Genomic DNA, 21,442 nt, shown 5'->3' on the forward strand with positions numbered 1-21,442 from the left:
GAGGACGGAGGCGCTCTTGTGACCAGTGACACATCCACCGAGGTGCAGTGGCTGACTGCCGAGCAGCAGACCCAGTGGCGCTCGTTCCGCGGCGGCGCCGCCCGGCTGTTCGCCGCGCTCGAGCACGAGCTCGAGCAGCAGACCGGCCTGTCCACGCACGAGTACGAGGTGCTCGTCCGGCTCTCCGAGACGCCCGACCGCACGCTGCGGATGGCGCAGCTCGCCGACAACCTCGCGCACTCGCGCAGCCGGCTCACGCACACCATCCGGCGCATGGAGGAGCAGGGGCTGGTCTCACGGCTGCCCTGCGTCGAGGACGCCCGCGGGGTGAACTGCACGATGACCGAGAAGGGCTGGCAGGTCCTCGTCGCCGCCGCCCCGAGCCACGTGCAGTCCGTGCGCGACCACCTGGTCGACGTGCTCACGCCCGAGCAGTTCGCCGCGCTCGGCGACGCGATGGAGACGGTCCGCCTGCACCTGAGGGGTGGCGCGTGTCACGTCGAGTGACCCGGTCCCGTGTCCGTCGCGCACAGGAGTGTTTGCGAGACTGAGCCCATGGTCGCGACCACGATCCACCTGATGCGGCACGGCGAGGTGCACAACCCCGACGGCGTGCTCTACGGACGGCTGCCCGGCTACCGCTTGTCGGAGCGCGGTCTGGCGATGGCGGACATGGTTGCCGCACACCTGGCCGGGCCGGGTCCCGCTCGCCGGGACGTCGTCGCCGTCATCGCCTCCCCGCTGCAGCGCGCGCAGGAGACCGCCCGGCCCTTCGCGGCGGCGTTCGACGTCGAGATCCGCACGGACGAGCGGATCATCGAGGCCGGCAACCACTTCGAGGGCATGACCTTCGGCGTGGGTGACGGCTCGCTGCGCCACCCCGAGCACTGGCCGTACCTGCGCAACCCGTTCCGGCCGTCGTGGGGCGAGCCCTACAAGGAGCAGGTGGACCGCATGCTGGCGGCCGTCGAGGACGCGCGCGAGCTCGCCCGCGGGCACGAGGCCGTGCTGGTCAGCCACCAGCTGCCCGTCTGGGTCACGCGGCTCGCGCTCGAGCACCGGCACCTGTGGCACGACCCCCGCAAGCGGCAGTGCTCGGTCGCGTCCCTGACCAGCCTGCGCTACGACGGCGACACCCTCGTGGGCATCGGTTACAGCGAGCCCGCGGCGGTCCTGCTGCCCGGTGCGTCGACGGTCGCGGGGGCCTGACGTGCGGCGACGCGCCCTCCTCCTCGGTGTCGTGGTGGCTCTGCTCGCGACCGGGTGCACGCCCGACAGCGCGACGAGTACGCCCGACGACGTGGTCGACCAGGGCTACCAGTCCGGCGACGGCAGCACGACGACCTGGGCCGCGGGCGACCGCTCCGGCCCGCTCGAGCTGTCCGGCACCGACTTCGCGGGCACCGCGCAGGACGTGGCCGACTGGCGCGGCGAGGTCGTGGTGCTCAACACCTGGTACGCCAACTGCCCGCCGTGCCGAGCTGAGGCCCCCGACCTCGCGGCCCTGTCCGCGGACTACGCCGCCGACGGCGTGCAGCTGCTGGGCATCAACCGGACCGACGACGCCGGCACCGCACAGGCCTTCGAGCGCCAGTTCGAGGTCCCGTACCCGAGCCTCGCCGACTCCGACGGCGCCGCGATCGCCGCGCTGCAGGGCACGGTCCCGGTGAACGCGGTGCCGACGACCATCGTGCTCGACCGCGAGGGCAAGGTCGCCGGCCGCATCCTCGGTCTGGCCGACCCGTCGACCTTGCGCTCCATGGTCGACGAGCTGCTGGCCGAGGCACCAACACCGTGATGCTCGCCGACGCCGGGGACGCCTTCGGCCAGACCGTCATCTCCGGCTCGCTGCTGCTGGCCGTCCCGGTGGCGTTGATCGCCGGGCTCGTGTCGTTCGCGTCCCCGTGCGTGCTCCCGCTGGTCCCCGCGTACGTCGGGTACCTCGGCGGGATGACGGGCACGTCCGACCGCCTCGGCATCCAGCCCGCCGGGACGACCCTCGTGCGGACCGCTCCGGCGCGATCTCGCGTGCTGCTCGGCGTCGCGCTGTTCGTCGCCGGCTTCACCGCCGTGTTCGTCGCGCTGGCCGTGCTGGCCGGGTCGCTCGGTGGCCTGCTGGTGGAGTACCAGGACCCGATCACGCGCGTGCTCGGTGTCGTCGTCATCGTGCTGGGCCTCGGGTTCCTGGGGCTGATCCCGTTCCTGCAGAACGAGAAGCGCGTGCACCTCGCGCCGCGCGCCGGACTGTGGGGCGCGCCGCTGCTCGGCGTGACGTTCGGTCTCGGCTGGGTCCCGTGCATCGGCCCGACGCTGGCCGCGATCCTCACGCTCTCCCTCGACGGCGGGTCGGCCGGCCGCGGCGCGCTGCTCGCGGTCGCGTTCTGCCTCGGGCTCGGGCTGCCGTTCCTGCTGGTCGCGCTCTTCGTCGACCGCAGCGCCGGCGCGCTCGGCTTCCTGCGCCGGCACCGTCTGGCGATCATGCGGTTCGGCGGCGCGATGCTCGTGATCCTCGGGATCGCCCTGGTCACGGGCGTGTGGGGGACCTGGTCCTCCTGGTTGCAGGGTGTCCTCGTCGGCGGCGACCCGTTCGTGCCGGTCGTATGAGTGTGCACCGGCCCGAGGGCCTCTCCGACGTCTTCATGGAGCCGACCGAGGCCCCGCCGGCGCCACCCACCCTGCCCACGCTCGGCTTCGTCGGCTGGTGCCGGTGGGCCTGGCGACAGCTCACCAGCATGCGGGTCGCCCTCCTGCTGCTCATGCTGCTGGCAGTGGCCGCCGTGCCGGGCACGGTCTGGCCGCAGCGCGCGCAGGACACGGCCAAGGTCGCGACGTACATCACCGACCACCCCACGACCGGACCGTGGCTGGACCGGCTCGGGTTCTTCGACGTGTACTCGTCGGTCTGGTTCTCGGCGATCTACATCCTGCTGTTCGCCTCGCTCGTCGGCTGCATCCTGCCGCGCACCAAGGTGCACCTCGCGGGTGTCCGCGGTCGCCCGCCCCGCGCACCCCGTCGGTTCGCGCGGTTCCCCGCGCAGGGGACCGGTCGGGTGGACGCCGAGCCGTCGCAGGTCGCCGACGACGCCGCGGCCGTGCTGCGCGGCGGCTGGCGCTGGCTCCCGTTCGTCCCCACCTACCGCGTCGACACCCGCGACGAGGGCGACGGCACGGTCTCGGTGTCCGCGGAGCGCGGCTACCTGCGCGAGACGGGCAACCTCGTCTTCCACCTCGCCCTCGTCGGCCTGCTCATCTCCGTGGCCACCGGGCAGGTGCTGCACTACCGCGGGCAGGCGATCGTCGTGCAGGGCCGCGGGTTCGCGAACGCGCAGGTCGACTACGACACCTTCGAGCAGGGCACCGCGTTCACGCCGTCCAGCCTCGTCCCGTTCACGCTGCGTCTCGACGAGTTCGAGTCCCGGTTCGACCCCGACACGCTGCAGTCGCGCGACTTCACCGCGCACGTCACCCTGACCAACCCGGGCGAGGAACCCGTCGAGAAGACCATCAAGGTCAACCACCCCCTCGACGCGGGCGGTGCCAAGGTCTACCTCCAGGGCAACGGGTACGCGCCCGACATCACCGTGCGCGACGCCTCCGGACAGGTCGCGTTCTCCGGCCCCACGCCGTTCCTGCCGCAGGACGAGGTCTACACGTCGCGCGGCGTGGTCAAGGTGCCCGACGTGTCCGGCGACCAGGAGCAGATCGGACTCGTCGGCTACCTGCTGCCCACCGTCGACGTACGCGAGACCGACTTCGGGCCCGCCTACGCCTCGGTCAACCCGCAGCCCGACGACCCCGCGCTCGTCCTCGCCGTCTGGGAGGGCAACCTCGGCCTCGACACCGGAGTCCCGCAGAACGTCTACGAGCTCGACGAGGCGCGGATGACGCAGCTCATGGACGACGACGACAAGCCGGTGACCCTCGTCGTGCGGCCCGGTGAGACGGTCGACCTGCCCGACGGGATGGGCACCCTGACGTTCAACGGGCTGCCGCGGTACGTCGCGCTCGATCTGCGCCACGACCCCGCGCTCCCGTTCGTGCTCGTGTTCGCGCTCCTGGCGTTCGCCGGGCTCGCCACCTCGCTGTTCGCGCCGCGGCGCCGCCTCTGGCTGCGTCTCAGCCCGGGCGCCGGCGAGGACGCCGGTCGTACAGTGGTCACCGCGGCCGGGCTGGCGCGCGGCGACGACGTCGGCCTCCAGCCCGAGCTCGACAGGGTGCTCGCGGACACGCTCGCCCGCACCGCTGACAGACCACCGGTCGCTCCCCGCGGCCCGACCTCAGGAGAGGCCACGCCATGAACACCGGTGACCTGAGCACGTTGCTCGTCTGGGGTGCCGCGACCGCGTTCACCGTCGCCCTGATCGCGTACAGCGTCGACCTCGCGCGCATCGCGGACCGGGCGCAGAAGCGCGTCCCCGAGGCTGCCCTCGCCGGCGCACCGGGCGGGCGTCCCGCCACCGCGGTCGCCGGTTCGGAGGCGCAGAGCGCACCCGGAAGGTCGGTCCGCGCCGAGGGGATCGCCCGGTCGACCACCCTGCTCGGGCTCGTGCTGCTCTTCGCTGGCATCGTGCTGCGCGGCATCGCCGCCGGCCGGTGGCCGACCGCCAACATGTACGAGTTCACGATCGTCGGCGTGTTCGTCGCGGTCCTGGTGCTGACGATCGTGCAGCGCCGCCGCGTCATCGCCTTCGTCGGCGTCGTCGTGATGGGCATCTCCGTGCTGGCGCTCGTCCTCGCGCTCAATGCGTTCTACATCCAAGCCGACCAGGTGCAGCCCGCCCTGCAGAGCTACTGGCTGATCCTGCACGTCGGGGTCGCGATCACCGCCACCGGCATCTTCACCGTCGCGTTCGCCGCCGCCATCCTCCAGGTCCTGCGCAGCTTCCGCGAGGAGGCCCTCGCTGCCGTGGACGCGCCCGCCGTCACCGTCGGCGCACCCCGTCGTTCCGACCGCTTCCGGGCCTGGGTCGGCGGCCCGAGGTTCGGCTGGCTGGAGCAGGTGCCCGGTTCCCGTGAGCTCGAGGCGCTGTCCTTCCGCCTCAACGCGGTCGCGTTCGTGCTCTGGACCTTCACGCTGATCGGCGGCGCCATCTGGGCCGAGCACGCGTGGGGCCGGTACTGGGGCTGGGACCCCAAGGAGGTCGGCACGTTCGTCGCGTGGGTCGTCTACGCGGCCTACCTGCACGCGCGCACCACGCGCGGCTGGAGCGGCCGCCGGGCGTCCTACTTCGTGTTCGTCGGCTACGCCGTCGTGCTCGCGAACTTCACGGTCGTGAACCTCGTCGTCACGGGGAAGCACTCGTACTCGGGCGTGTGACCCGTCGCTGAGCCCCGCGCCCTCAGGTCGCGGACGGCGGTGCGTCGTCGGACGCGCCCGGGTCGGCGCGCCGTCGGTCGTCGTCCAGCCTCGACAGGAAGTCCGGGTCGTCGTCCGGTCCCGTGGCGCGGCGGTTCCGCGACGAGGTGTCGGGGCCGCCGGCGGTGCGGCGCGACCACCGCACGGCGAGCCAGACGAGCGCGCCGATGAGCGGCACGACGAGGATCAGCGCGACCCAGAAGATCGGGTGCACCCCGAGGCGCTCGTCATCGGTGCTGCGGATGACATCGATCACGCAGTAGACGATCAGTCCGATGACCACCAGGACGGCGAGGTTCCTCACCTAGTCAGACTAGACGCCTGGGACGGGTAGGGAGGTCCCAGCGCCTACCCTGGGACCGTGCCTTTCGTCGTCTACTCGGTCCTGCGCCTCGCGCTCTTCGGCGCCTGCCTCGGTCTGCTCTGGTGGGCGGGCCTCCGCTCGTGGCTGGTGGTCATCGTCGCGGCGTTCCTCGCGTGGGGGGTGTCCTACGTCCTGCTCGCCGGTCCGCGGGATGCGGCGGCACGGCAGCTGGCCGAGCGGGCGGAGCGCCGCCGTGCAGCGGGGGACCGGACGGTGCTGGGCAAGCGCGCGCAGGAGGACGCCGACGTCGAGGACGCGGCCGACGAGGCCGCGCGCGACGCCTAGAGCGCCAGTCCGAGCCCGAGCAGCACCCCGAACGCGAGCTCGAGCAGACCGGTCCCGGCCAGGACCGGGACCAGGGCCTTGCCGCGCGCGCCGAGCAGCACGGTGCCGGCCAGGACGACCGACGGCGCCAGGAGCAGCAGCACGATCAGCGTCCACGGCGACGCGAACGCGCAGCCGATGCCACCGAGCAGCACGGGACCGACGACGAGCACCGCGTAGGCGCGTCGCGACCACCGCTCGCCCATGCGCACGGCGAGGGTCCGCTTGCCGACGAGCGCGTCCGTCGGCACGTCCCGCAGGTTGTTGGCCATGAGCAGGGCGCACGCGAGCATGCCGACGCACACGGCGCCGACCCACGCGGGCCAGGAGAGCTCGTCGGCCTGCGTGTAGGTGGTGCCGAGAACGGCGACGAGACCGAAGAACACGAAGACGCCGACCTCGCCCAGCCCGCGGTAGCCGTAGGGCCGCCGACCGCCGGTGTAACCCCAGGCCGCGACGATCGCGACGGCGCCGACGGCGAGCAACCACCACTGGCCGGTCATCGCGACCAGGACGAGGCCGAGCACGGCGGCGAGGCCGAACGCCGCGAACGCCGCGGCCTTGACGGTCCCGGGGCTGGCCGTCCCGGAGGCGGTCAGCCGCAGCGGACCGACCCGGTCCACGTCGGTGCCGCGGATGCCGTCGGAGTAGTCGTTCGCGTAGTTGACCCCGACCTGCAGGGCCAGCGCGACACCGAGCGCGAGCGCGGCGCGGCCGAGGTGGACCTCTCCCAGCTGGGCGGCCGCGCCGGTGCCGACGAGCACAGGGGCGGCAGCAGCCGGCAGCGTCCGCGGGCGTGCACCCTGCACCCAGTCGCTGGCAGTCGTCACGTGGGGTTCCTCTCGAGCTGGCGGACGGCGAGCTGCGTGGCGGCCCGACGGTCGATCTTGCCCGGCCCGCGCACGGGGAGCGAGTCCGTGACCACGAGTCGGCGCGGGGCGTGCGGGGCACCGAGGCGGTCGGCGACGGCGGTGCGGACCTGCTCCAGCGTGGGCGGCCCGTCAGGGCGGGCGACGACGACCGCGACGACGGCCTGTCCCCACTCGGCGTCGGGCACGCCGACGACGCACACCTCGCTGACCCCCGGCAGGCTCGCGACGACCGCCTCGACCGGTCCGGGCGGGATCTTGACGCCCCCGCTGACCAGGACGTCGTCGGCGCGGCCGAGCACCGCGAGCACGCCGTCGGACCACGTCCCGAGGTCCGACGTGCGCAGGTGTCGAACCCCGTCCACCTGCGCGAACGCGTCGGCGTCGAGGTCGGGGCGGTCCCGGTAGCCGTCGGCGAGGACCGAGCCGGCCAGCAGGATCCGCCCGTCGTCGTCGAGCCGGACGGCGACTCCGGCGAGCGGGCGCCCGTCGTACACGCAGCCACCGCACGTCTCGGTCATGCCGTACGTCGTGACGACCGCGACGCCGGCCGCGCGGGCGCGCGTCAGCAGGTCCGGCGACGACGCGGCGCCACCCAGCAGCACCCCGTCGAAGGAGCGGAGCGCGTCGGTCGCGGCGGCGTCGTCGAGGAGCCGCACCAGCTGCGTGGGCACGAGCGAGGTGTACCGCGGCCCGGTGGGGCCCATCGCGCCGACCGCCGCGGCGAAGGCCACCGCCCGGAACGGGCCGGCGGCCAGCACGGTCGGCGAAGTGCCCGCCAGCACCGAGCGCACGAGCACCTGGAGGCCGGCCACGTGGTCGGTGGGGAGCGCGAGCAGCCAGTGCCCCGGGCCGGCGAGCCGGTCGTGCGTCGCGCCCGCCGACGCGCGCAGGGCGGTGGCCGACAGCAGCACGCCGCGGGGCTCACCGGTGGAGCCCGAGGTCCGGACGACGACCGCGACGTCCTCGCCCACACCGCCGGTCGTCCCCCCGGCCGACCCCGGTGCGACCGCCGGTCCGGAGCCCGCCAGAGCCGCCTCGAGCGCCGGGAGGAGCAGGTCCGGCCGCGCGGGGACGTCACGCAGGGGTCGGATCACCCGCTCAGCGTAGGTCCGACCCGGCGCGTGCCCGGCCGGGCCGCACACGGTCACGCCGTAGAGTGTCGCGCGGTTCACACCCTGAAGGAGCACCGTGCCGTCTGTCCTCACCGCCCCGTCCGCCCGCCGGCGACCCCTCGCGATCGTCGCGCTCGCGACCGGAGCCGCCCTCGTCCTGGGCGCGTGCAGCGGGTCGCCGACCGACCCGACGCCCGTGGCGCCGGTGACCCAGGCGCCCGTCATCGAGGCAGCGAAGATCGCCCCGCCCGCACCCGTGGTGCCGCCCCGCTGGCCGCTCACCGGCGTCGTCGCCACGGAGGTCGCGGTGCGCCCCGCGCTCGCGATCAAGGTCGAGAACTCGGGCGAGGCGCGCCCGCAGACCGGCCTGGACCAGGCCGACGTCGTGTGGGAGCAGGTGGTCGAGGGTGGGATCAGCCGGTTCGTCGCGGTCTACCAGTCGCAGGTGCCGGCCGAGGTCGGTCCGATCCGCTCGGTCCGCCCGATGGACCCGGCGATCGCCGCGCCCCTGCACGGTCTGATCGCCTTCTCCGGTGGCCAGCCGCAGTTCGTCCAGGACCTGAAGAACGCGGGCCTGCAGATCATCAGCATGGATGCCGGCGCTGACGGCTTCTACCGCAAGAAGGGCGTGGGTCCCGCGCCGCACAACGTGTACGGGACGCCGCAGACCTTCTGGGACCAGACCGACGCCGAGCACGCCGCCGCGCCGGCCAGCCAGTTCGTGATGGCGAAGGCCCCCGAGAAGGCCAGCGCGGCCGTCGCGGGCGGCCCGTCGACGACCGTGGCCGTGCGCCTCTCGGGCTACTCGCGTCCGACGTGGACGTGGGACGCCGCGACGGGGACCTGGCTCCGGGCGGAGGGGACCGCGCCGGCGATGCTGCGCTCCGGCGCCCAGATCGCCGCGACGAACGTGGTCACGCTCAAGGTGCGCGTGGTGAGCTCGGGCACGACGGACCCCGCAGGCAACCCGGTCCCGGAGACGGTCCTGGAGGGCACGGGCGACGCCACGGTGTCCAGCGGCGGCAAGACGGTCACGGGCACGTGGACGAAGACAGGGACGGACGCGGTGCTCACCCTCGCGACGGCCGACGGCGCGGTCCTCACCCTCGCGCCCGGCATCACGTGGGTGGAGCTGGTCCCGGTGGACTCGGGCTCGGTCACGATCAGCTGAGTCGGCCGAGGCTCCCCGGTGCGGGAGCAGCGGCGTGGCAGCCTGGTCCGGTGCAGGCGAACGACGGGGGAGCACGGATGACGACGACGACGACACGACGAGGGACGCGCAGCGCGGTCGCTGCGGTGCTCGCGGCCCTGGCCCTGGCCGTCGCGGGCTGCAGCTCGCCGCCGGAGGAGCCGCAGGAGCCGCCGGCCCCGGTGACGCAGGGTCCGACGATCGCGCCGGACAAGGCGCCCGCACCCGTGCCCGTCGTGCCGCCGACCTGGCCGCTGACCGGCGTCGCGGGCGAGCCGGCCGTGCGGCCCTCGCTCGCCGTGAAGATCGAGAACACGGCCGTGGCCCGACCGCAGACGGGCCTGGACCAGGCGGACGTCGTCTGGGAGACGATCGTCGAGTTCGACGTGTCGCGATTCATCGCGGTGTTCCACTCGCAGGTCCCCGCGGAGGTCGGGCCCATCCGGTCGGTGCGGCCGATGGACCCGGTGATCCTGGCCCCGATGCACGGGCTCCTGGCGTTCTCGGGCGGTCAGCCGGGCATCCTCGACCTCGTCGCTGCCAGCGGCGTGCAGATGATCAGCCACGACGCGGGCGCCCCGGGCATGTACCGGGTCAAGGACCGCGCGGCGCCGCACAACGTCTACGGCACGCCGACCACGTTCTGGGGCCTGGCCGACGCCGACCACCAGGCGTCCCCGGGAGAGCAGTTCACGTTCGCCCGCAGCGCCGACCGGGCGGCGGCCGTCGTGGCCGGGACGCCCGCGAGCACGCTGACGTTCCGCCTCTCACCGGCCTCCAGCCCTGGATGGGCGTGGGACCCGGCCACCGGCACCTGGCTGCGGTTCGAGGGCGCCACGCCCGCGACGGCCCGCAGCGGCGCGCGGCTGTCCGCGGTCAACGTCGTGTCGATCACCGCCGACCACCCCAACACGGGCTTCGGCGCCCAGGGCGGTGCTCCCGTGCCCACCTACACGCTGGTCGGCTCGGGTGAGGGTGTCGTCGCGACGGGCGGCAAGACGGTGGCGGTGCGCTGGCAGAAGGACTCCGACATGGCGCCGCTGCGGCTGTTCACCGCGGACGGCAAGCCCGCGGACCTGGCGCCGGGGAACACGTGGGTCGAGCTGGTGCCCGCCGGGAGCGGGTCGCTGACGATCGGCTGAGCCCATCGGTTGTCCGTCCAGGGGATGACCTCCCGGGACCGGTTGGCCACCCCAGGTCGGGACGACGACGGGCCCTCGGGTCGATGTCCTGTCGCGGCGCGCGGGCGACGCTGGACGCATGACAGCTCTCCCGCACCACCACCCCGCACCCGTCGAGCACGACGTCCGGTCCCTCGGTGCCGTCGTGGTCTCCGCCGTCGTGCTCGTCGCGCTGCTCGTGGGTGCGGCGGGCGTCCTCGGCTCGGTCGTCGACCTCGCCGGGTGGGCCCTGTCCGGCAGCTAGTACGCGTACGGGAAGCCCGACCAGTCGGGCTCGCGGCGCTCCAGGAACGCGTCGCGCCCCTCGACCGCCTCGTCGGTCATGTACGCCAGCCGGGTCGCCTCACCGGCGAACACCTGCTGCCCGGCCAGGCCGTCGTCCGCCAGGTTGAAGGCGAACTTGAGCATGCGGACGGCCTGCGGCGACTTGGTCGCGATGATCCGGGCGTACTCGAGGCCGGCGTCCTCGATCTCGTCGTGGTCGACCACGTCGTTGACCGCGCCCCAGGCGAGCGCCTGCTCCGACGAGTACTCGCGGGCCAGGAAGAAGATCTCGCGGGCGCGCTTCTGCCCCACCTGCCGCGCCAGCAGCGCGGAGCCGTACCCGCCGTCGAACGAGCCCACGTTGGCGTCGGTCTGCATGAAGCGGGCGTGCTCGCGGCTGGCGATGCTGAGGTCCGCGACGACGTGCAACGAGTGCCCGCCCCCGGCCGCCCAGCCGTTCACCAGCGCGACCACGACCTTCGGCATGGTCCGGATCAGCCGCTGCACCTCGAGGATGTGCAGGCGCCCCGCTCGCGCCGGGTCGACGTCGTCGGCGGTCTGGCCCGACGCGTACTGGTAGCCCGAGCGGCCGCGGATGCGCTGGTCCCCGCCGGAGCAGAACGCCCAGACGCCGTCCTTGGGGCTGGGGCCGTTGCCGGTGAGCAGCACCGTGCCGACGTCGGAGGTCGTGCGCGCGTGGTCGAGCACGCGGTACAGCTCGTCGACCGTGTGCGGGCGGAAGGCGTTGCGGACCTCGGGGCGGTCGAACGCGACGCGGACCACGGGCAGGTCCCGGGCGACGGCTCCGGCGGCGACGTCGTCGAGCCCGGGCCGGGCGAACCCCCGGTGGTACGTCAGGTCGGTGAGGTCCTCGAAGCCGTCGACGGTGCGCCAGCGCGTCGGGTCGAACGTGTCGGAGACGGGGGCCGGCAGCTCTGAGGTCACGGCGGCAGCCTAACCGCGCCGAGGTCTTCTGGTACTCTCGTACCAGAAACGTGCGCGGGACGGCGGGGACTGCCACCCGGCGCGCACGGCATGAAAGTGGTGCACCACCATGGCCTGGATCGTCCTCATCCTGTCCGGCATGCTCGAGGCCGGCTGGGCGCTGAGCCTCAAGGCGTCCGACGGCTTCACCAAGCTCTGGCCCACCGTGCTGTTCGTGGTCCTGCTCGTCGCCTCGATGGGCGGCCTGGCCTGGGCACTGAAGACGCTGCCGGTCGGCGTCGCGTACGGCGTCTGGGTCGGCATCGGGGCGGCGCTCACCGCCGTCCTCGCGATCGTCTTCTTCGACGAGGCCCTCTCCGTGCTGAAGATCGTGTCGCTCGTGCTGATCATCGCCGGCGTCGTCGGGCTGAACCTCTCGTCGAGCGCGCATTGACAGGCGAGCGGGCGGTCCGCGCCAAGGGCGCACGGCGGCGCGACGAGCTCGCGCGCGCCGCCGCGGCGCTCACGCTGCGCGACGGACCGGGTGCGCTCACGCACCGCCGGGTGGCCGCCGAGGCCGGGGCCTCGCTGTCGGCGACCACGTACTACTTCGCGTCCCTCGACGACCTCGCCGCGGCGGCCGGGCGTGCGCTCGCCGACGAGTGGGCCGAGCACGCGCGCACGGTGCTCGTCGCGGCGCCGACCGTGACCGTCCAGGAGGACCCCGTGGCGGCCGCACGGGTGCTCGTCGACGCCGTCCTGCCTCCCGGGGACGACACCGAGGTGCGCAGCCACTACGAGCACCTGCTCGGTGCAGGCAGGCACGCGACGCTCGCCCGCGCGTTCGCCGCCGGGCGCGGGGTGGTCGACACCGTGCTGGGCGAGCTGGTCGGGCGCGTCGGTGCGCCCACGTCGGCCGCGGTGACCACCGCCGTCGTCGACGGTGCGGTGGTGACGGCTCTGACCGAGCAGCGGCCGGTGCGGGCGACCGCGTGCGCGTTGCTCGTCGACGCCTGGGGGCTGCATTCGTCGGACTCCACCGTACGCTGACGAGGTGCCGCACAACCCCGCTGACCTGCACGTCTGGTCCCTGCCGCTCCGCACGAGGTTCCGTGGACTGACCGTCCGCGACGGGCTGCTGCTGCGCGGCAGGGCCGGGTGGGGGGAGTTCAGCCCGTTCTGGGACTACGACGTCGCCGAGTCCGTGGCGTGGTGGCGTGCCGCACGGGAAGCAGCCGACGTGGGCTGGCCGGCGCCCGTGCGGACGCGGATCCCGGTCAACGTCACCGTCCCCGCCGTCGACGCCGAGACCGCCCACCGGATCGTGCGCGAGTCCGGTGGCTGCCGGACGGCCAAGGTGAAGGTGGCCGAGCCGGGCCAGTCCCTCTCCGACGAGATCGCCCGCCTCGAGGCGGTCCGCGACGCGCTCGGACCCGACGGGCAGATCCGCGTGGACGCCAACGCCGCCTGGGACGTCGAGGTGGCCGTCGCCCGGCTGGTCGCGCTCGACCGGGCCGCCGGCGGGCTCGAGTACGCGGAGCAGCCGGTGCCCGGCGTCGACGACCTCGCGGCGCTGCGCCGACGCACGCACGTGCCGATCGCGGCCGACGAGTCGATCCGCCGGGCCGACGACCCGCTCGCGGTCGCACGGGCCCACGCCGCGGACGTCGTCGTGCTCAAGGTCCAGCCCCTCGGTGGCGTGCGTGCGTGCCTGGAGCTGGCGGAGCGCCTCGGGCTGCCGGTCGTGGTCTCGTCGGCCCTCGAGTCGTCCGTGGGGCTCGCGGCCGGGGTCGCGCTCGCGGCCGCACTCCCCGAGCTGCCCTACGCGTGCGGTCTGGCCACCGCGCAGCTGTTCCAGGACGACCTGGTCACGGACCCGTTCCGGCCGGTCGACGGCGCGCTCGACGTCCGTCGCCCCGATCCCGACCCGGAGCGGCTCGGTGCCGCCACCGCGTCCGACGAGCTCACCGCCCGGTGGGTCGCCCGGCTCGCGTCGGTCGAGGCTCGGGCATGATGGCGGGCGTGACGCCGCCGCCCCTCGATCCCGATCCGGCGACGACGGCAGCCCGGGTGCTCGTCCAGACCCTCGCCGCCCTGGGTGTCGAGGACGTGGTGCTCGCCCCCGGCTCCCGCAGCGCACCGCTCGCGTACGCGCTCGCGGACGCCGCCCGGCCGGACGACCAGCGCCCGGCGGGAGCCCCTCGGTTGCGCCTGCACGTGCGGGTGGACGAGCGGTCGGCCGCGTTCCTCGCCGTCGGTCTCACGCGCGCCTCCGCGCACGGCGCCGGCGACCAGCTGCACGCTCCCCGGCCGGTCGCGGTGGTCACCACCTCGGGCACGGCCGTCGCCAACCTGCACCCCGCCGTCCTCGAGGCGCACCACAGCGGCCTGCCCCTGATCCTGCTCACCGCGGACCGCCCGCACGAGCTGCGCGGCACGGGCGCCAACCAGACCACCGACCAGGTCGGCATCTTCGCGGGCGCGGTGCGGCTCACGGTCGACGTCCCCGCCCCCGTCGGGCTTCCCGACGAGGCGCGCAGCGTGCGCCGGACCGTCTCGCGCGCCGTCGCCGCCGCGACGGGTGCGCGCACCGGCGACCCCGGGCCGGTGCATCTCGACCTCGCGTTCCGGGACCCGCTCGTGCCCGGCGGTGCGCCGTGGCCGGAACCGTCCACCGCGGGCCTGACGCTCGTGCAGTCGCGGCACGTCGCCCCGGCGGCCACCACCGGCGCCCTGCCGACCGTCGACGCCACGGCTCCCGCGCGTCGTGGGGGAGTGGCGACCGTGCTGGTGGCCGGGGACGGCGCCGGCCCTGCCGCGCGCCGGCTGGCGGAGGTCAACGGGTGGCCGCTGCTGGCGGAGCCCTCGTCCGGCGCCCGCGGCGGCACGCACGCGATCGCGGCCTACCGCCTCCTGCTGGAGCACCCGCGGCTGGGGGGAGCGGTCCGGCGCGTCGTCGTCCTCGGGCGTCCCACCCTGTCCCGGCCCGTGCAGCGGCTGCTCGCCCGGCAGGACGTCGAGGTCGTCGTGATCGCCCCGCGCGGCCGGGACTGGCCCGACGCCGCACGCAACGCGAGCGACGTCCTGCTCGACCCGCCCGCGCGCATGCGCCAGGGCCGGATGCCTGCACCCGCCGGGTGGCTCGACGCGTGGCGCACCGCCGACGCGGCCGCGGGGAACGCGATCGACGAGGTGCTCGACGGGCTCGACGCGGGCCGCCGGTCCCGTTCCGGGACCCGGGTGACCGGCCCGGCGCTCGCGCGGGTGGTCGCGCAGGTGACCGGCGAGGGCGACGCGCTCGTGGTCGGCTCCTCCAACCCGGTCCGCGACCTCGACCTGGTGGCTCGCTGGGACTCCCCGCCGGTGGTCCTGGCCAACCGCGGGCTCGCGGGCATCGACGGCACGGTCTCCACGGCCGTCGGCGTGGCGCTCGGGATGCCGGAGCGTCGCGTCCGCGCGCTGCTCGGGGACCTCACGTTCCTGCACGACGTCGGTGGCCTGCTGCGCGGCCCACTCGAGGCGCAGGTGCACCTCCAGCTCGTGGTGGCCAACGACGACGGCGGATCCATCTTCGCGACGCTCGAACCGGGGGAGCCGGAGCGGGCGGACGTGTTCGAGCGCGTGTTCGGCACGCCGCACGGCGCGGACCTCGCGGCCCTCTGCGCGGGCTACGGCGTCCGGCACACCCGCGTCAGCGACGTCGACGGTCTGCTGCCCGCGCTCGCCGCCCCCGGACCGGGCCTGAGCGTAGTGGAGGTCCGCGTCGACCGCCTCGGGCGTCGCGCCCTGGGCGAGCGGGTGTCGGCGGAGGTCGCCGCCGCGGTAGCCGCCGTGCTGCCCGGCTGACGATCCATCAGAAACTCGCAGGCAATTCCCAGGTTCTGCGAAGGCTCCCTCCAGCCCGGTTCGGTGTGATGTACCTCGACCAAGGAGGGCACACCGATGACGACCACCCCTGAGAACGGCGCGAACGACCAGCCGAACGCTGCCGACCAGCACCCCCAGACGCACCAGACCCAGCCGCTGCCGCCCGTGAGCGCGACGCAGCCGCTGCCGGTCCACCAGACGCAGCCGCTGCCGGCCGCTCCGGCGCAGGCGCACCCGACCAACCCCTTCACGCCGCCCCACCCGGCCGCCCCGGCGGACCAGCGTGCGGCGTATGAGGCAGCGCAGCGCGCCGCGGCACAGCACGCCGCCCAGCAGCACGCCGCGCAGCTGGCTGCGCAGCAGGCCGCCCAGCCGCAGCCGGTGCACGTCGACCAGTTCGAGGCCGTCCGCCGCGCCCAGTGGGAGGCCGCCCAGCGCGCCGCCACCCACGACCCGGCGATGCAGCAGCAGCCCGCCGCCGTCTACGCGGGCCAGCCCGTCCCGGCCCCCGCGCCGCAGGGCAGCGTCCCGACGCAGCGCAAGCGCAACCTCTGGCTCCCGGTGACCTCGGCCGCCGCCGCGGCCGCGATCGTCGCCGCTGTCGCCACCGCGGGCCTCACGCACGCGCTGTCCGACAGCGACGCCTCGAGCGACCGCCCGGCGTCGCTCGCCACCATCGGCCAGTCGAGCAACGACACCGTGCCGGTGTCGGGCTCCACGTCGGAGGACCCGAACTGGGAGGCCGTCGCGAAGGCGGTCCAGCAGTCGGTCGTCGCCATCCAGGTCAGTGACGGCAACGGCGGCGGTGCGCAGGGCTCGGGCGTCATCATCGACGACGCCGGCCACATCGTCACCAACAACCACGTCGTCGCCGGCGCGAGCGGCGACGTGCAGGTCACGCTGGTGGACGGCCGCCTGTTCGACGCGACGGTCGTCGGCACCGACCCCACGACGGACCTCGCGGTCATCAAGCTCAAGGACGCACCGGACGACCTCAAGCCGTCGGCCCTGGGCGAGTCGTCCTCGGTCGTCGTCGGCCAGCCGGTCATGGCTGTCGGCAACCCGCTGGGCCTGGCCAACACGGTCACCACGGGCATCGTCTCCGCCGTCGACCGTCCGGTCTCGACCGCGGGCGACAGCAGCACCGAGGCCACGGTGACCAACGCGATCCAGATCGACGCGGCGGTCAACCCCGGCAACTCGGGTGGTCCGCTGTTCGACGCCAAGGGCAACGTCATCGGCATCAACTCGTCGATCGCCACCCTGTCCAGCGAGTCGGGCTCGATCGGCCTCGGCTTCGCCATCCCGGTCGACCTGGTGAAGAACATCGCCGCACAGCTGGTCGAGGACGGCACCGCGGAGCACGCGTTCCTCGGGGTGGGCCTGTCCGACGGCACGGCCACGGCCGACGGCGTCACGCGCCGCGGCGCGGTCGTCGAGTCCGTCAGCGACGGTTCGCCGGCCGCGAAGGCCGAGCTGCAGGTCAAGGACACGATCGTCGCGATCGACGGCAAGGCCGTCGGCGGCGCCGAGTCCCTCACGGCCTACGTGCGGTCCCTCGCGTCCGGCACAGACAGCACCCTGACGGTGGTCCGCGACGGCAAGGCCCTCGAGGTCGACGTCACGCTCGCGGTGCGGCCGGAGAGCGTCCAGCAGGAGCAGGCTCCCAGCGAGCAGGCTCCGGACGAGCAGGGCCAGCAGGCTCCCGACGACCAGCAGGGCGGCTCCGGCATCCCGGACGGGCTGAGCCCGGACCAGCTGTGGGAGTGGTTCCAGCAGCAGCAGGGCGGCCAGGGCTGAGCCCGGTCGTCACCCTCTGACCGCCGGCGGTCGCGGCCGTCGTCCCCTCCACGGACCCGGCCGTCGGCATGCACGCGGCTCACACCCTGAGCCGCACCCGCGGTCCCGCACCGGATCGCACCGTCCCGGCCGGCGCCCCCTGCGCGGCTGGGACGGACCCTCGGCCGGGACGTCAGCTGATACCGCTGGCGTCCCGGCCGAGCGCGTGCCGCATGGGGACCAGCTTGGCCTCGGACTCCGCCAGCTCGGCAGGCGGGTCGGACGCGGCGACGACGCCGCAGCCGGCGAACAGCCGGACCTGCCTCGGATCGTCGGGGTCGACCGCCGCGGACCGCAGGGCGATGCCCCACTCGCCGTCGCCGTCGGCCCCGAACCAGCCGACCGGTCCCGCGTACCGGGCGCGGTCCATGCCCTCGATGCTGCGGATGAGCTCCCGGGCTGCCACGGTCGGCGTGCCGCAGACGGCGGCCGTCGGGTGCAGGGCGGCGGCGAGCGCGAGCGACGAGGGGTGGGCGGAGTCGCCGCTGGGCGAGCTGAGCACGCCCGTGACGTCCGACGCGAGGTGCAGGACGTTCGGCAGGTGCAGCACGAACGGGACGTCGGGCACGTTGGTCGACGAGCAGAACGGCTCGAGCGCGTGGGCCACGGACGTCACCGCGTACTCGTGCTCCTCGAGGTCCTTCGACGAGTGCGCGAGGATCGCCGCGCGGGCGAGGTCCGCCGCGTCGTCGCCGGTGCGCCGGATGGTCCCCGCGAGGACGCGCGAGGTGACCAGCCCCTTCTCGGACCGGACCAGCAGCTCGGGCGTCGCGCCCACCAGGCCGTCGACGCTGAACGTCCAGCACGACGGGTACTCCACGGCGAGCCGTTCGAGGGCCCACCGCACGTCGACGGGGTGCTCGGCGCGGGCGTGCACGTCGCGCGCGAGGACCACCTTCTCCACGTCACCGGCCTTGATGGCGGCGATGCCGCGGGCGACGACGTCACGCCAGCCGTCCGCGCTCACGGCGCCGTCGGTGTAGACGACCGTGCCGGGGTCCATGGGCGGCACGCGGGGGCCGACGACGTCCGCCAGCTGCGGTGCGGCGCGCAGCCGTGCGCCCGTCGTGATCGTCGTCAGCCACGTGCGACCACCGCGGCGGCCCACGACGACCTTCGGCACGACGATCACGCCGCCCGCGGCGGAGCGGTCGTCGAACGCGAACGAGCCGAACGCCACCGGCCCGGTGCCGGGCACCTGGACCTCGTCGCGGACGATCGCGCGGGCGAGGACGTCCTGCCAGGCCCGCTCGGCGTCGGCGAACCGGTCGGCACCGCCGACCTCCACACGCAGGGTCTCGCCCCATGCCACGAGGCCGTCGCCACGACGGATCCAGGCCAGCGGGCGCTCGGACGGCAGGAGGTCGAGGAGGTCGTGGGGATCCGGTGCGTCGCTGCCGCCCAGGTCGTCCAGCGAGACCGTCCGGACGACGAGCGTGCGCGGGAGGGTGTCCGCGGGGGCGGAGGTCTGCGTGCTCATCGGTTCCAGCGTAGGCCTCGCCACCGCGTCCGCCCTGTCGAAGAGGCGCTGCGGACCTGCGACGATGGACACATGTCCCGTGCCTCCCTCGACAAGGACCCCCAGGACGTCGCCGCCATGTTCGACGCCGTGGCCCACCGCTACGACCGGACCAACGACGTCATCTCGCTCGGTCAGGACCGTTCGTGGCGCAAGGCGACGCTCAAGGCGCTCGACGCCCAGCCCGGCGAGACGGTGCTGGACCTCGCCGCCGGCACAGGGACGTCCGCCGAGCCGATGGCGGACGCCGGCGTGCGGGTGATCGCGTGCGACCTGTCCGTCGGGATGCTCGACGTCGGCAAGCGCCGCCGCCCGGACCTCGCGTTCGTCGCGGGCGACGCCCTGCACCTGCCGTTCGCCGACGCGTCCTTCGACGCCGTGACGATGTCGTTCGGGCTGCGCAACGTCAACGACGTCGACGCCGCGCTCGACGAGCTGCTGCGGGTGACCAAGCCCGGTGGTCGCCTGCTGGTCTGCGAGTTCTCCCGGCCCACGTTCAAGCCGTTCCGGACCGTCTACCAGAACTACCTCATGCGGGCGCTGCCGCCCGTCGCGCGCGCGGTCTCGAAGGAGCCGGACGCCTACGTCTACCTGGCGGAGTCGATCCGCGAGTGGCCCGACCAGCGCGAGCTCGGCCTGCTCATCAAGCACGCCGGCTGGGAGCACGTGGCCTACCGGAACCTGTCCGGCGGCATCGTCGCCCTGCACCGGGGACTCCGCCCGGCGCTCTAGGGCATCGCCTTCGCGGCGGTCGGCTGTCCGGCTGCGCCGCACGGGTGAACAATGGGCGACGAGCGACCCCTCCCGGCGGATCCGTCATGCGGTCGTCCGGGTGATCACGCCACGACCCGGACACGCTGCCGCGAGGTTAGGAATGCCTTCGCAGACAGCCCATGTGGCGCTCGTTACACTCGCCGGAGCAGTACGTGAACAACGTCACAAGTGGGGTCAGTGGTGGTGGGAGCTACGAACGATGACGCGGACGTCATCGTCGTCGGCGCAGGCCCGGCTGGGTCTGCCGCCGCGTTCCACTGCGCCTCCGCGGGCCTGGACGTGCTGCTCCTGGAGAAGTCGGAGTTCCCCCGGGACAAGGTCTGCGGGGACGGCCTGACGCCGCGCGCGGTCGCCGAGCTGGTGCGCATGGGGCTGCCCATCCGCGAGCAGGACGGCTGGATCCGCAACGTGGGCCTGCGCGTGATCGGGGGCGGTCACCGCCTCGAGCTCGCGTGGCCGGAGCTGTCCAGCTACCCGTCGTACGGGCTCGCCAGGTCGCGGATGTCCCTGGACCACACGCTCGCGGACCACGCGCGCGCCGCGGGGGCCAAGCTGCAGGAGCGCACCACCGTCACGGGACCGGTGCGCGACGAGCGCTCGGGCCGGGTCGTGGGCGTGCAGGCCAAGGTCGACGGCGAGACGGTCACGTACCGCGCGCCCGTGGTCATCGCGGCCGACGGGGTCTCCGCCCGGCTCGCCACGGGGATGGGGCTCGAGAAGCGCATGGACCGCCCCATGGGCGTCGCGGTCCGCACCTACTTCCGCACGCCGCGGCACGACGACCCGTGGATGGAGAGCCACCTCGAGCTCCGCGACGGCGAGAACAACCTGATGCCGGGCTACGGCTGGATCTTCTCCCTCGGCGACGGCACCGCGAACGTGGGGCTCGGGTCGGTGGCCTCGACGGCCGCGGCGACGAAGGTCGACTACAAGAAGCTGTTCGCGACGTGGATGGCCAACGCGCCCGCCGAGTGGGAGTTCACGCCCGACAACCAGGTGGGACCCGTCAAGGGTGCCGCGCTGCCGATGGGCTTCAACCGCGGACCGCTCTACGGCAACGGCCTGCTGCTGGCGGGGGACTCCGCCGGGATGATCAGCCCGTTCAACGGTGAGGGCATCGCGTACGGGCTCCAGGCAGGACGCGTCGCCGCCGACGCGATCGCCCAGGGCCTCGCCCGTGGCACAGCCGCCGGACGCGAGCGCGCGTTCGCCACCTACGAGCGGCGCATGAAGGACGACCTGGGCGGCTACTACACGCTCGGCCGGGTCTTCGTGCGGCTGATCGAGCACCCCGAGGTCATGCGGGTGTGCACGCGGTACGGGCTGCCGCGGCCGCTCGTCATGAAGTTCGTCCTCAAGCTCCTGTCCGACTGCTACGAGCCGAAGGGCGGTGACCTGGTGGACCGGGTCATCGCCGGCCTGGCCCGGATCGCCCCCGCAGCATGACCCCCGACCACAACGAAGTGGAGTGACGCGCGATGGACAACCCGTACGTCCCGCTGCTCTTCCTCATGGGCATCGCCGCCGTCCTCGCCCTCGGTGGCGTCGGCGCGAGCCTGGTCCTCGGCCCGCAGCGGTACAACCGCGCGAAGCTCGAGGCGTACGAGTGCGGCATCGAGCCCACACCGCACGCCATCGGCGGCGGCCGCTTCCCGATCAAGTACTACCTGGTCGCGATGACCTTCATCATCTTCGACATCGAGGTGGTGTTCCTCTACCCGTGGGCCGTGAGCTTCGCGGACCTGGCCCTCTTCGGCCTCGTCGCGATGATCGGGTTCCTGGTCCTCATCACGGTCCCGTTCGTCTACGAGTGGAAGCGCGGCGGGTTCGAGTGGGACTGAACATCGACGCAGGCTG

23 protein-coding genes are annotated in these 21,442 nt (G+C 74.0%); 18 read left to right on the forward strand and 5 right to left on the reverse strand.

Going from position 1 to position 21,442, the window contains the following annotated elements; translation table 11 throughout:
• Window positions 1-18: 18 nt before the first annotated feature.
• From J2X26_RS17855 to ccsB, 6 genes are read left to right on the forward strand one after another with little or no spacing between them, the layout of a single operon-like run.
• The gene (locus tag J2X26_RS17855) at window positions 19-507 is read left to right on the forward strand and encodes a MarR family winged helix-turn-helix transcriptional regulator (RefSeq protein WP_307494051.1); all 489 of its coding nucleotides are present in this window, start codon (window positions 19-21) and stop codon (window positions 505-507) included.
• A gap of 48 nt (window positions 508-555) precedes the next feature.
• Window positions 556-1,209: a histidine phosphatase family protein gene (locus J2X26_RS17860; RefSeq protein WP_307494052.1), complete on the forward strand. Its 654-nt coding sequence runs from the start codon at window positions 556-558 to the stop codon at window positions 1,207-1,209.
• A gap of 34 nt (window positions 1,210-1,243) precedes the next feature.
• Window positions 1,244-1,798, forward strand: coding sequence for a TlpA family protein disulfide reductase (locus tag J2X26_RS17865; RefSeq protein WP_307494053.1), 555 nt, complete (start codon window positions 1,244-1,246; stop codon window positions 1,796-1,798).
• Window positions 1,798-2,604 (forward strand): cytochrome c biogenesis CcdA family protein, encoded by an 807-nt coding sequence (locus J2X26_RS17870; RefSeq protein WP_307494054.1) that lies wholly within the window; start codon window positions 1,798-1,800, stop codon window positions 2,602-2,604. The genes J2X26_RS17865 and J2X26_RS17870 overlap by 1 nt, the downstream gene beginning before the upstream one ends.
• The gene (resB, locus tag J2X26_RS17875) at window positions 2,601-4,298 is read left to right on the forward strand and encodes a cytochrome c biogenesis protein ResB (protein ID WP_307494055.1); all 1,698 of its coding nucleotides are present in this window, start codon (window positions 2,601-2,603) and stop codon (window positions 4,296-4,298) included. The genes J2X26_RS17870 and resB overlap by 4 nt, the downstream gene beginning before the upstream one ends.
• On the forward strand, window positions 4,295-5,317 hold the full coding sequence (ccsB, locus tag J2X26_RS17880) for a c-type cytochrome biogenesis protein CcsB (RefSeq protein ID WP_307494056.1): 1,023 nt from the start codon (window positions 4,295-4,297) through the stop codon (window positions 5,315-5,317). The genes resB and ccsB overlap by 4 nt, the downstream gene beginning before the upstream one ends.
• Before the next feature lie 22 nt (window positions 5,318-5,339).
• Here the strand turns inward: ccsB and J2X26_RS17885 are convergent, their stop codons facing one another.
• Window positions 5,340-5,660, reverse strand: coding sequence for a PLD nuclease N-terminal domain-containing protein (locus tag J2X26_RS17885; RefSeq protein ID WP_307494057.1), 321 nt, complete (start codon window positions 5,658-5,660; stop codon window positions 5,340-5,342).
• Between the two features lie 57 nt (window positions 5,661-5,717).
• Here J2X26_RS17885 and J2X26_RS17890 point away from each other — a divergent pair, with 57 nt between their 5' ends.
• Entirely contained in the window at window positions 5,718-6,005 is a 288-nt protein-coding gene (locus J2X26_RS17890; protein ID WP_307494058.1) for a DUF4229 domain-containing protein, read from the forward strand.
• On the opposite strand, the gene J2X26_RS17895 is transcribed toward J2X26_RS17890, so the two are convergent.
• Both J2X26_RS17895 and menE read right to left on the reverse strand, forming a co-directional pair.
• Window positions 6,002-6,874, reverse strand: coding sequence for a 1,4-dihydroxy-2-naphthoate polyprenyltransferase (locus J2X26_RS17895; protein WP_307494059.1), 873 nt, complete (start codon window positions 6,872-6,874; stop codon window positions 6,002-6,004). The genes J2X26_RS17890 and J2X26_RS17895 overlap by 4 nt on opposite strands.
• Window positions 6,871-8,010 carry an o-succinylbenzoate--CoA ligase gene (gene menE, locus J2X26_RS17900; RefSeq protein ID WP_307494060.1) on the reverse strand — a complete coding sequence of 380 codons (1,140 nt, stop codon included), beginning with the start codon at window positions 8,008-8,010 and terminating at the stop codon, window positions 6,871-6,873. The genes J2X26_RS17895 and menE overlap by 4 nt, the downstream gene beginning before the upstream one ends.
• Before the next feature lie 94 nt (window positions 8,011-8,104).
• On the opposite strand from menE, the gene J2X26_RS17905 reads away from it, so the two are divergent.
• The 3 genes from J2X26_RS17905 (at window position 8,105) to J2X26_RS17915 (ending at window position 10,642) form a co-directional block, all read left to right on the forward strand.
• Window positions 8,105-9,199 carry a DUF3048 domain-containing protein gene (locus J2X26_RS17905; RefSeq protein ID WP_307494061.1) on the forward strand — a complete coding sequence of 365 codons (1,095 nt, stop codon included), beginning with the start codon at window positions 8,105-8,107 and terminating at the stop codon, window positions 9,197-9,199.
• Window positions 9,200-9,276: 77 nt separating this feature from the next.
• Window positions 9,277-10,359, forward strand: coding sequence for a DUF3048 domain-containing protein (locus J2X26_RS17910; RefSeq protein WP_307494062.1), 1,083 nt, complete (start codon window positions 9,277-9,279; stop codon window positions 10,357-10,359).
• A gap of 118 nt (window positions 10,360-10,477) precedes the next feature.
• Complete coding sequence (locus J2X26_RS17915) at window positions 10,478-10,642, forward strand: hypothetical protein (RefSeq protein WP_307494063.1); 165 nt, start codon at window positions 10,478-10,480, stop codon at window positions 10,640-10,642.
• Here the strand turns inward: J2X26_RS17915 and J2X26_RS17920 are convergent.
• Window positions 10,639-11,607, reverse strand: a complete 969-nt coding sequence (locus J2X26_RS17920; protein WP_307494064.1) for a 1,4-dihydroxy-2-naphthoyl-CoA synthase — start codon at window positions 11,605-11,607, stop codon at window positions 10,639-10,641. The two genes, J2X26_RS17915 and J2X26_RS17920, sit on opposite strands and share 4 nt — an antisense overlap.
• A gap of 109 nt (window positions 11,608-11,716) precedes the next feature.
• Between J2X26_RS17920 and J2X26_RS17925 the strand changes: the two genes are divergently transcribed.
• From J2X26_RS17925 to J2X26_RS17945, 5 genes are all read left to right on the forward strand, one after another.
• Window positions 11,717-12,040: a DMT family transporter gene (locus tag J2X26_RS17925; protein ID WP_307494065.1), complete on the forward strand. Its 324-nt coding sequence runs from the start codon at window positions 11,717-11,719 to the stop codon at window positions 12,038-12,040.
• A complete protein-coding gene (locus J2X26_RS17930; RefSeq protein WP_307494066.1) occupies window positions 12,037-12,636 on the forward strand; it encodes a TetR/AcrR family transcriptional regulator in 600 nt (199 codons plus the stop codon). Before J2X26_RS17925 ends, J2X26_RS17930 begins: the two co-directional genes overlap by 4 nt.
• A 4-nt stretch (window positions 12,637-12,640) precedes the next feature.
• Window positions 12,641-13,600, forward strand: coding sequence for an o-succinylbenzoate synthase (locus J2X26_RS17935; RefSeq protein WP_307494067.1), 960 nt, complete (start codon window positions 12,641-12,643; stop codon window positions 13,598-13,600).
• Window positions 13,597-15,432 carry a 2-succinyl-5-enolpyruvyl-6-hydroxy-3-cyclohexene-1-carboxylic-acid synthase gene (gene menD / locus J2X26_RS17940; protein ID WP_307494068.1) on the forward strand — a complete coding sequence of 612 codons (1,836 nt, stop codon included), beginning with the start codon at window positions 13,597-13,599 and terminating at the stop codon, window positions 15,430-15,432. The genes J2X26_RS17935 and menD overlap by 4 nt, the downstream gene beginning before the upstream one ends.
• Window positions 15,433-15,528: 96 nt before the next feature.
• Window positions 15,529-17,253, forward strand: coding sequence for a trypsin-like peptidase domain-containing protein (locus J2X26_RS17945; protein WP_307494069.1), 1,725 nt, complete (start codon window positions 15,529-15,531; stop codon window positions 17,251-17,253).
• A 172-nt stretch (window positions 17,254-17,425) separates the two neighbouring features.
• Here the strand turns inward: J2X26_RS17945 and J2X26_RS17950 are convergent, their stop codons facing one another.
• On the reverse strand, window positions 17,426-18,772 hold the full coding sequence (locus J2X26_RS17950) for an isochorismate synthase (protein ID WP_307494070.1): 1,347 nt from the start codon (window positions 18,770-18,772) through the stop codon (window positions 17,426-17,428).
• 72 nt (window positions 18,773-18,844) lie between these two features.
• On the opposite strand from J2X26_RS17950, the gene J2X26_RS17955 reads away from it, so the two are divergent.
• The 3 genes from J2X26_RS17955 (at window position 18,845) to J2X26_RS17965 (ending at window position 21,426) form a co-directional block, all read left to right on the forward strand.
• Window positions 18,845-19,543, forward strand: coding sequence for a demethylmenaquinone methyltransferase (locus J2X26_RS17955; protein WP_307494071.1), 699 nt, complete (start codon window positions 18,845-18,847; stop codon window positions 19,541-19,543).
• A gap of 222 nt (window positions 19,544-19,765) precedes the next feature.
• Window positions 19,766-21,031, forward strand: coding sequence for a geranylgeranyl reductase family protein (locus tag J2X26_RS17960; protein ID WP_307494072.1), 1,266 nt, complete (start codon window positions 19,766-19,768; stop codon window positions 21,029-21,031).
• Between the two features lie 32 nt (window positions 21,032-21,063).
• Window positions 21,064-21,426, forward strand: a complete 363-nt coding sequence (locus tag J2X26_RS17965; protein ID WP_056023254.1) for an NADH-quinone oxidoreductase subunit A — start codon at window positions 21,064-21,066, stop codon at window positions 21,424-21,426.
• Window positions 21,427-21,442: the final 16 nt, after the last annotated feature.

It is taken from the genome of Cellulomonas humilata (assembly GCF_030814415.1).
Lineage (GTDB): Bacteria > Actinomycetota > Actinomycetes > Actinomycetales > Cellulomonadaceae > Cellulomonas > Cellulomonas humilata_A.

Excerpts from the sequence above, each read along its gene's own strand:
- J2X26_RS17915 (WP_307494063.1), top strand. The coding sequence starts at position 10,478 with ATGACAGCTCTCCCGCACCACCACCCCGCACCCGTCGAGCACGACGTC.
- resB (WP_307494055.1), top strand. The coding sequence starts at position 2,601 with ATGAGTGTGCACCGGCCCGAGGGCCTCTCCGACGTCTTCATGGAGCCG.
- J2X26_RS17945 (WP_307494069.1), top strand. The coding sequence starts at position 15,529 with ATGACGACCACCCCTGAGAACGGCGCGAACGACCAGCCGAACGCTGCC.
- J2X26_RS17910 (WP_307494062.1), top strand. The coding sequence starts at position 9,277 with ATGACGACGACGACGACACGACGAGGGACGCGCAGCGCGGTCGCTGCG.
- J2X26_RS17955 (WP_307494071.1), top strand. The coding sequence starts at position 18,845 with ATGTCCCGTGCCTCCCTCGACAAGGACCCCCAGGACGTCGCCGCCATG.
- menD (WP_307494068.1), top strand. The coding sequence starts at position 13,597 with ATGATGGCGGGCGTGACGCCGCCGCCCCTCGATCCCGATCCGGCGACG.
- J2X26_RS17925 (WP_307494065.1), top strand. The coding sequence starts at position 11,717 with ATGGCCTGGATCGTCCTCATCCTGTCCGGCATGCTCGAGGCCGGCTGG.
- J2X26_RS17870 (WP_307494054.1), top strand. The coding sequence starts at position 1,798 with ATGCTCGCCGACGCCGGGGACGCCTTCGGCCAGACCGTCATCTCCGGC.
- J2X26_RS17965 (WP_056023254.1), top strand. The coding sequence starts at position 21,064 with ATGGACAACCCGTACGTCCCGCTGCTCTTCCTCATGGGCATCGCCGCC.
- J2X26_RS17860 (WP_307494052.1), top strand. The coding sequence starts at position 556 with ATGGTCGCGACCACGATCCACCTGATGCGGCACGGCGAGGTGCACAAC.
- J2X26_RS17950 (WP_307494070.1), bottom strand. The coding sequence starts at position 18,772 with ATGAGCACGCAGACCTCCGCCCCCGCGGACACCCTCCCGCGCACGCTC.
- ccsB (WP_307494056.1), top strand. The coding sequence starts at position 4,295 with ATGAACACCGGTGACCTGAGCACGTTGCTCGTCTGGGGTGCCGCGACC.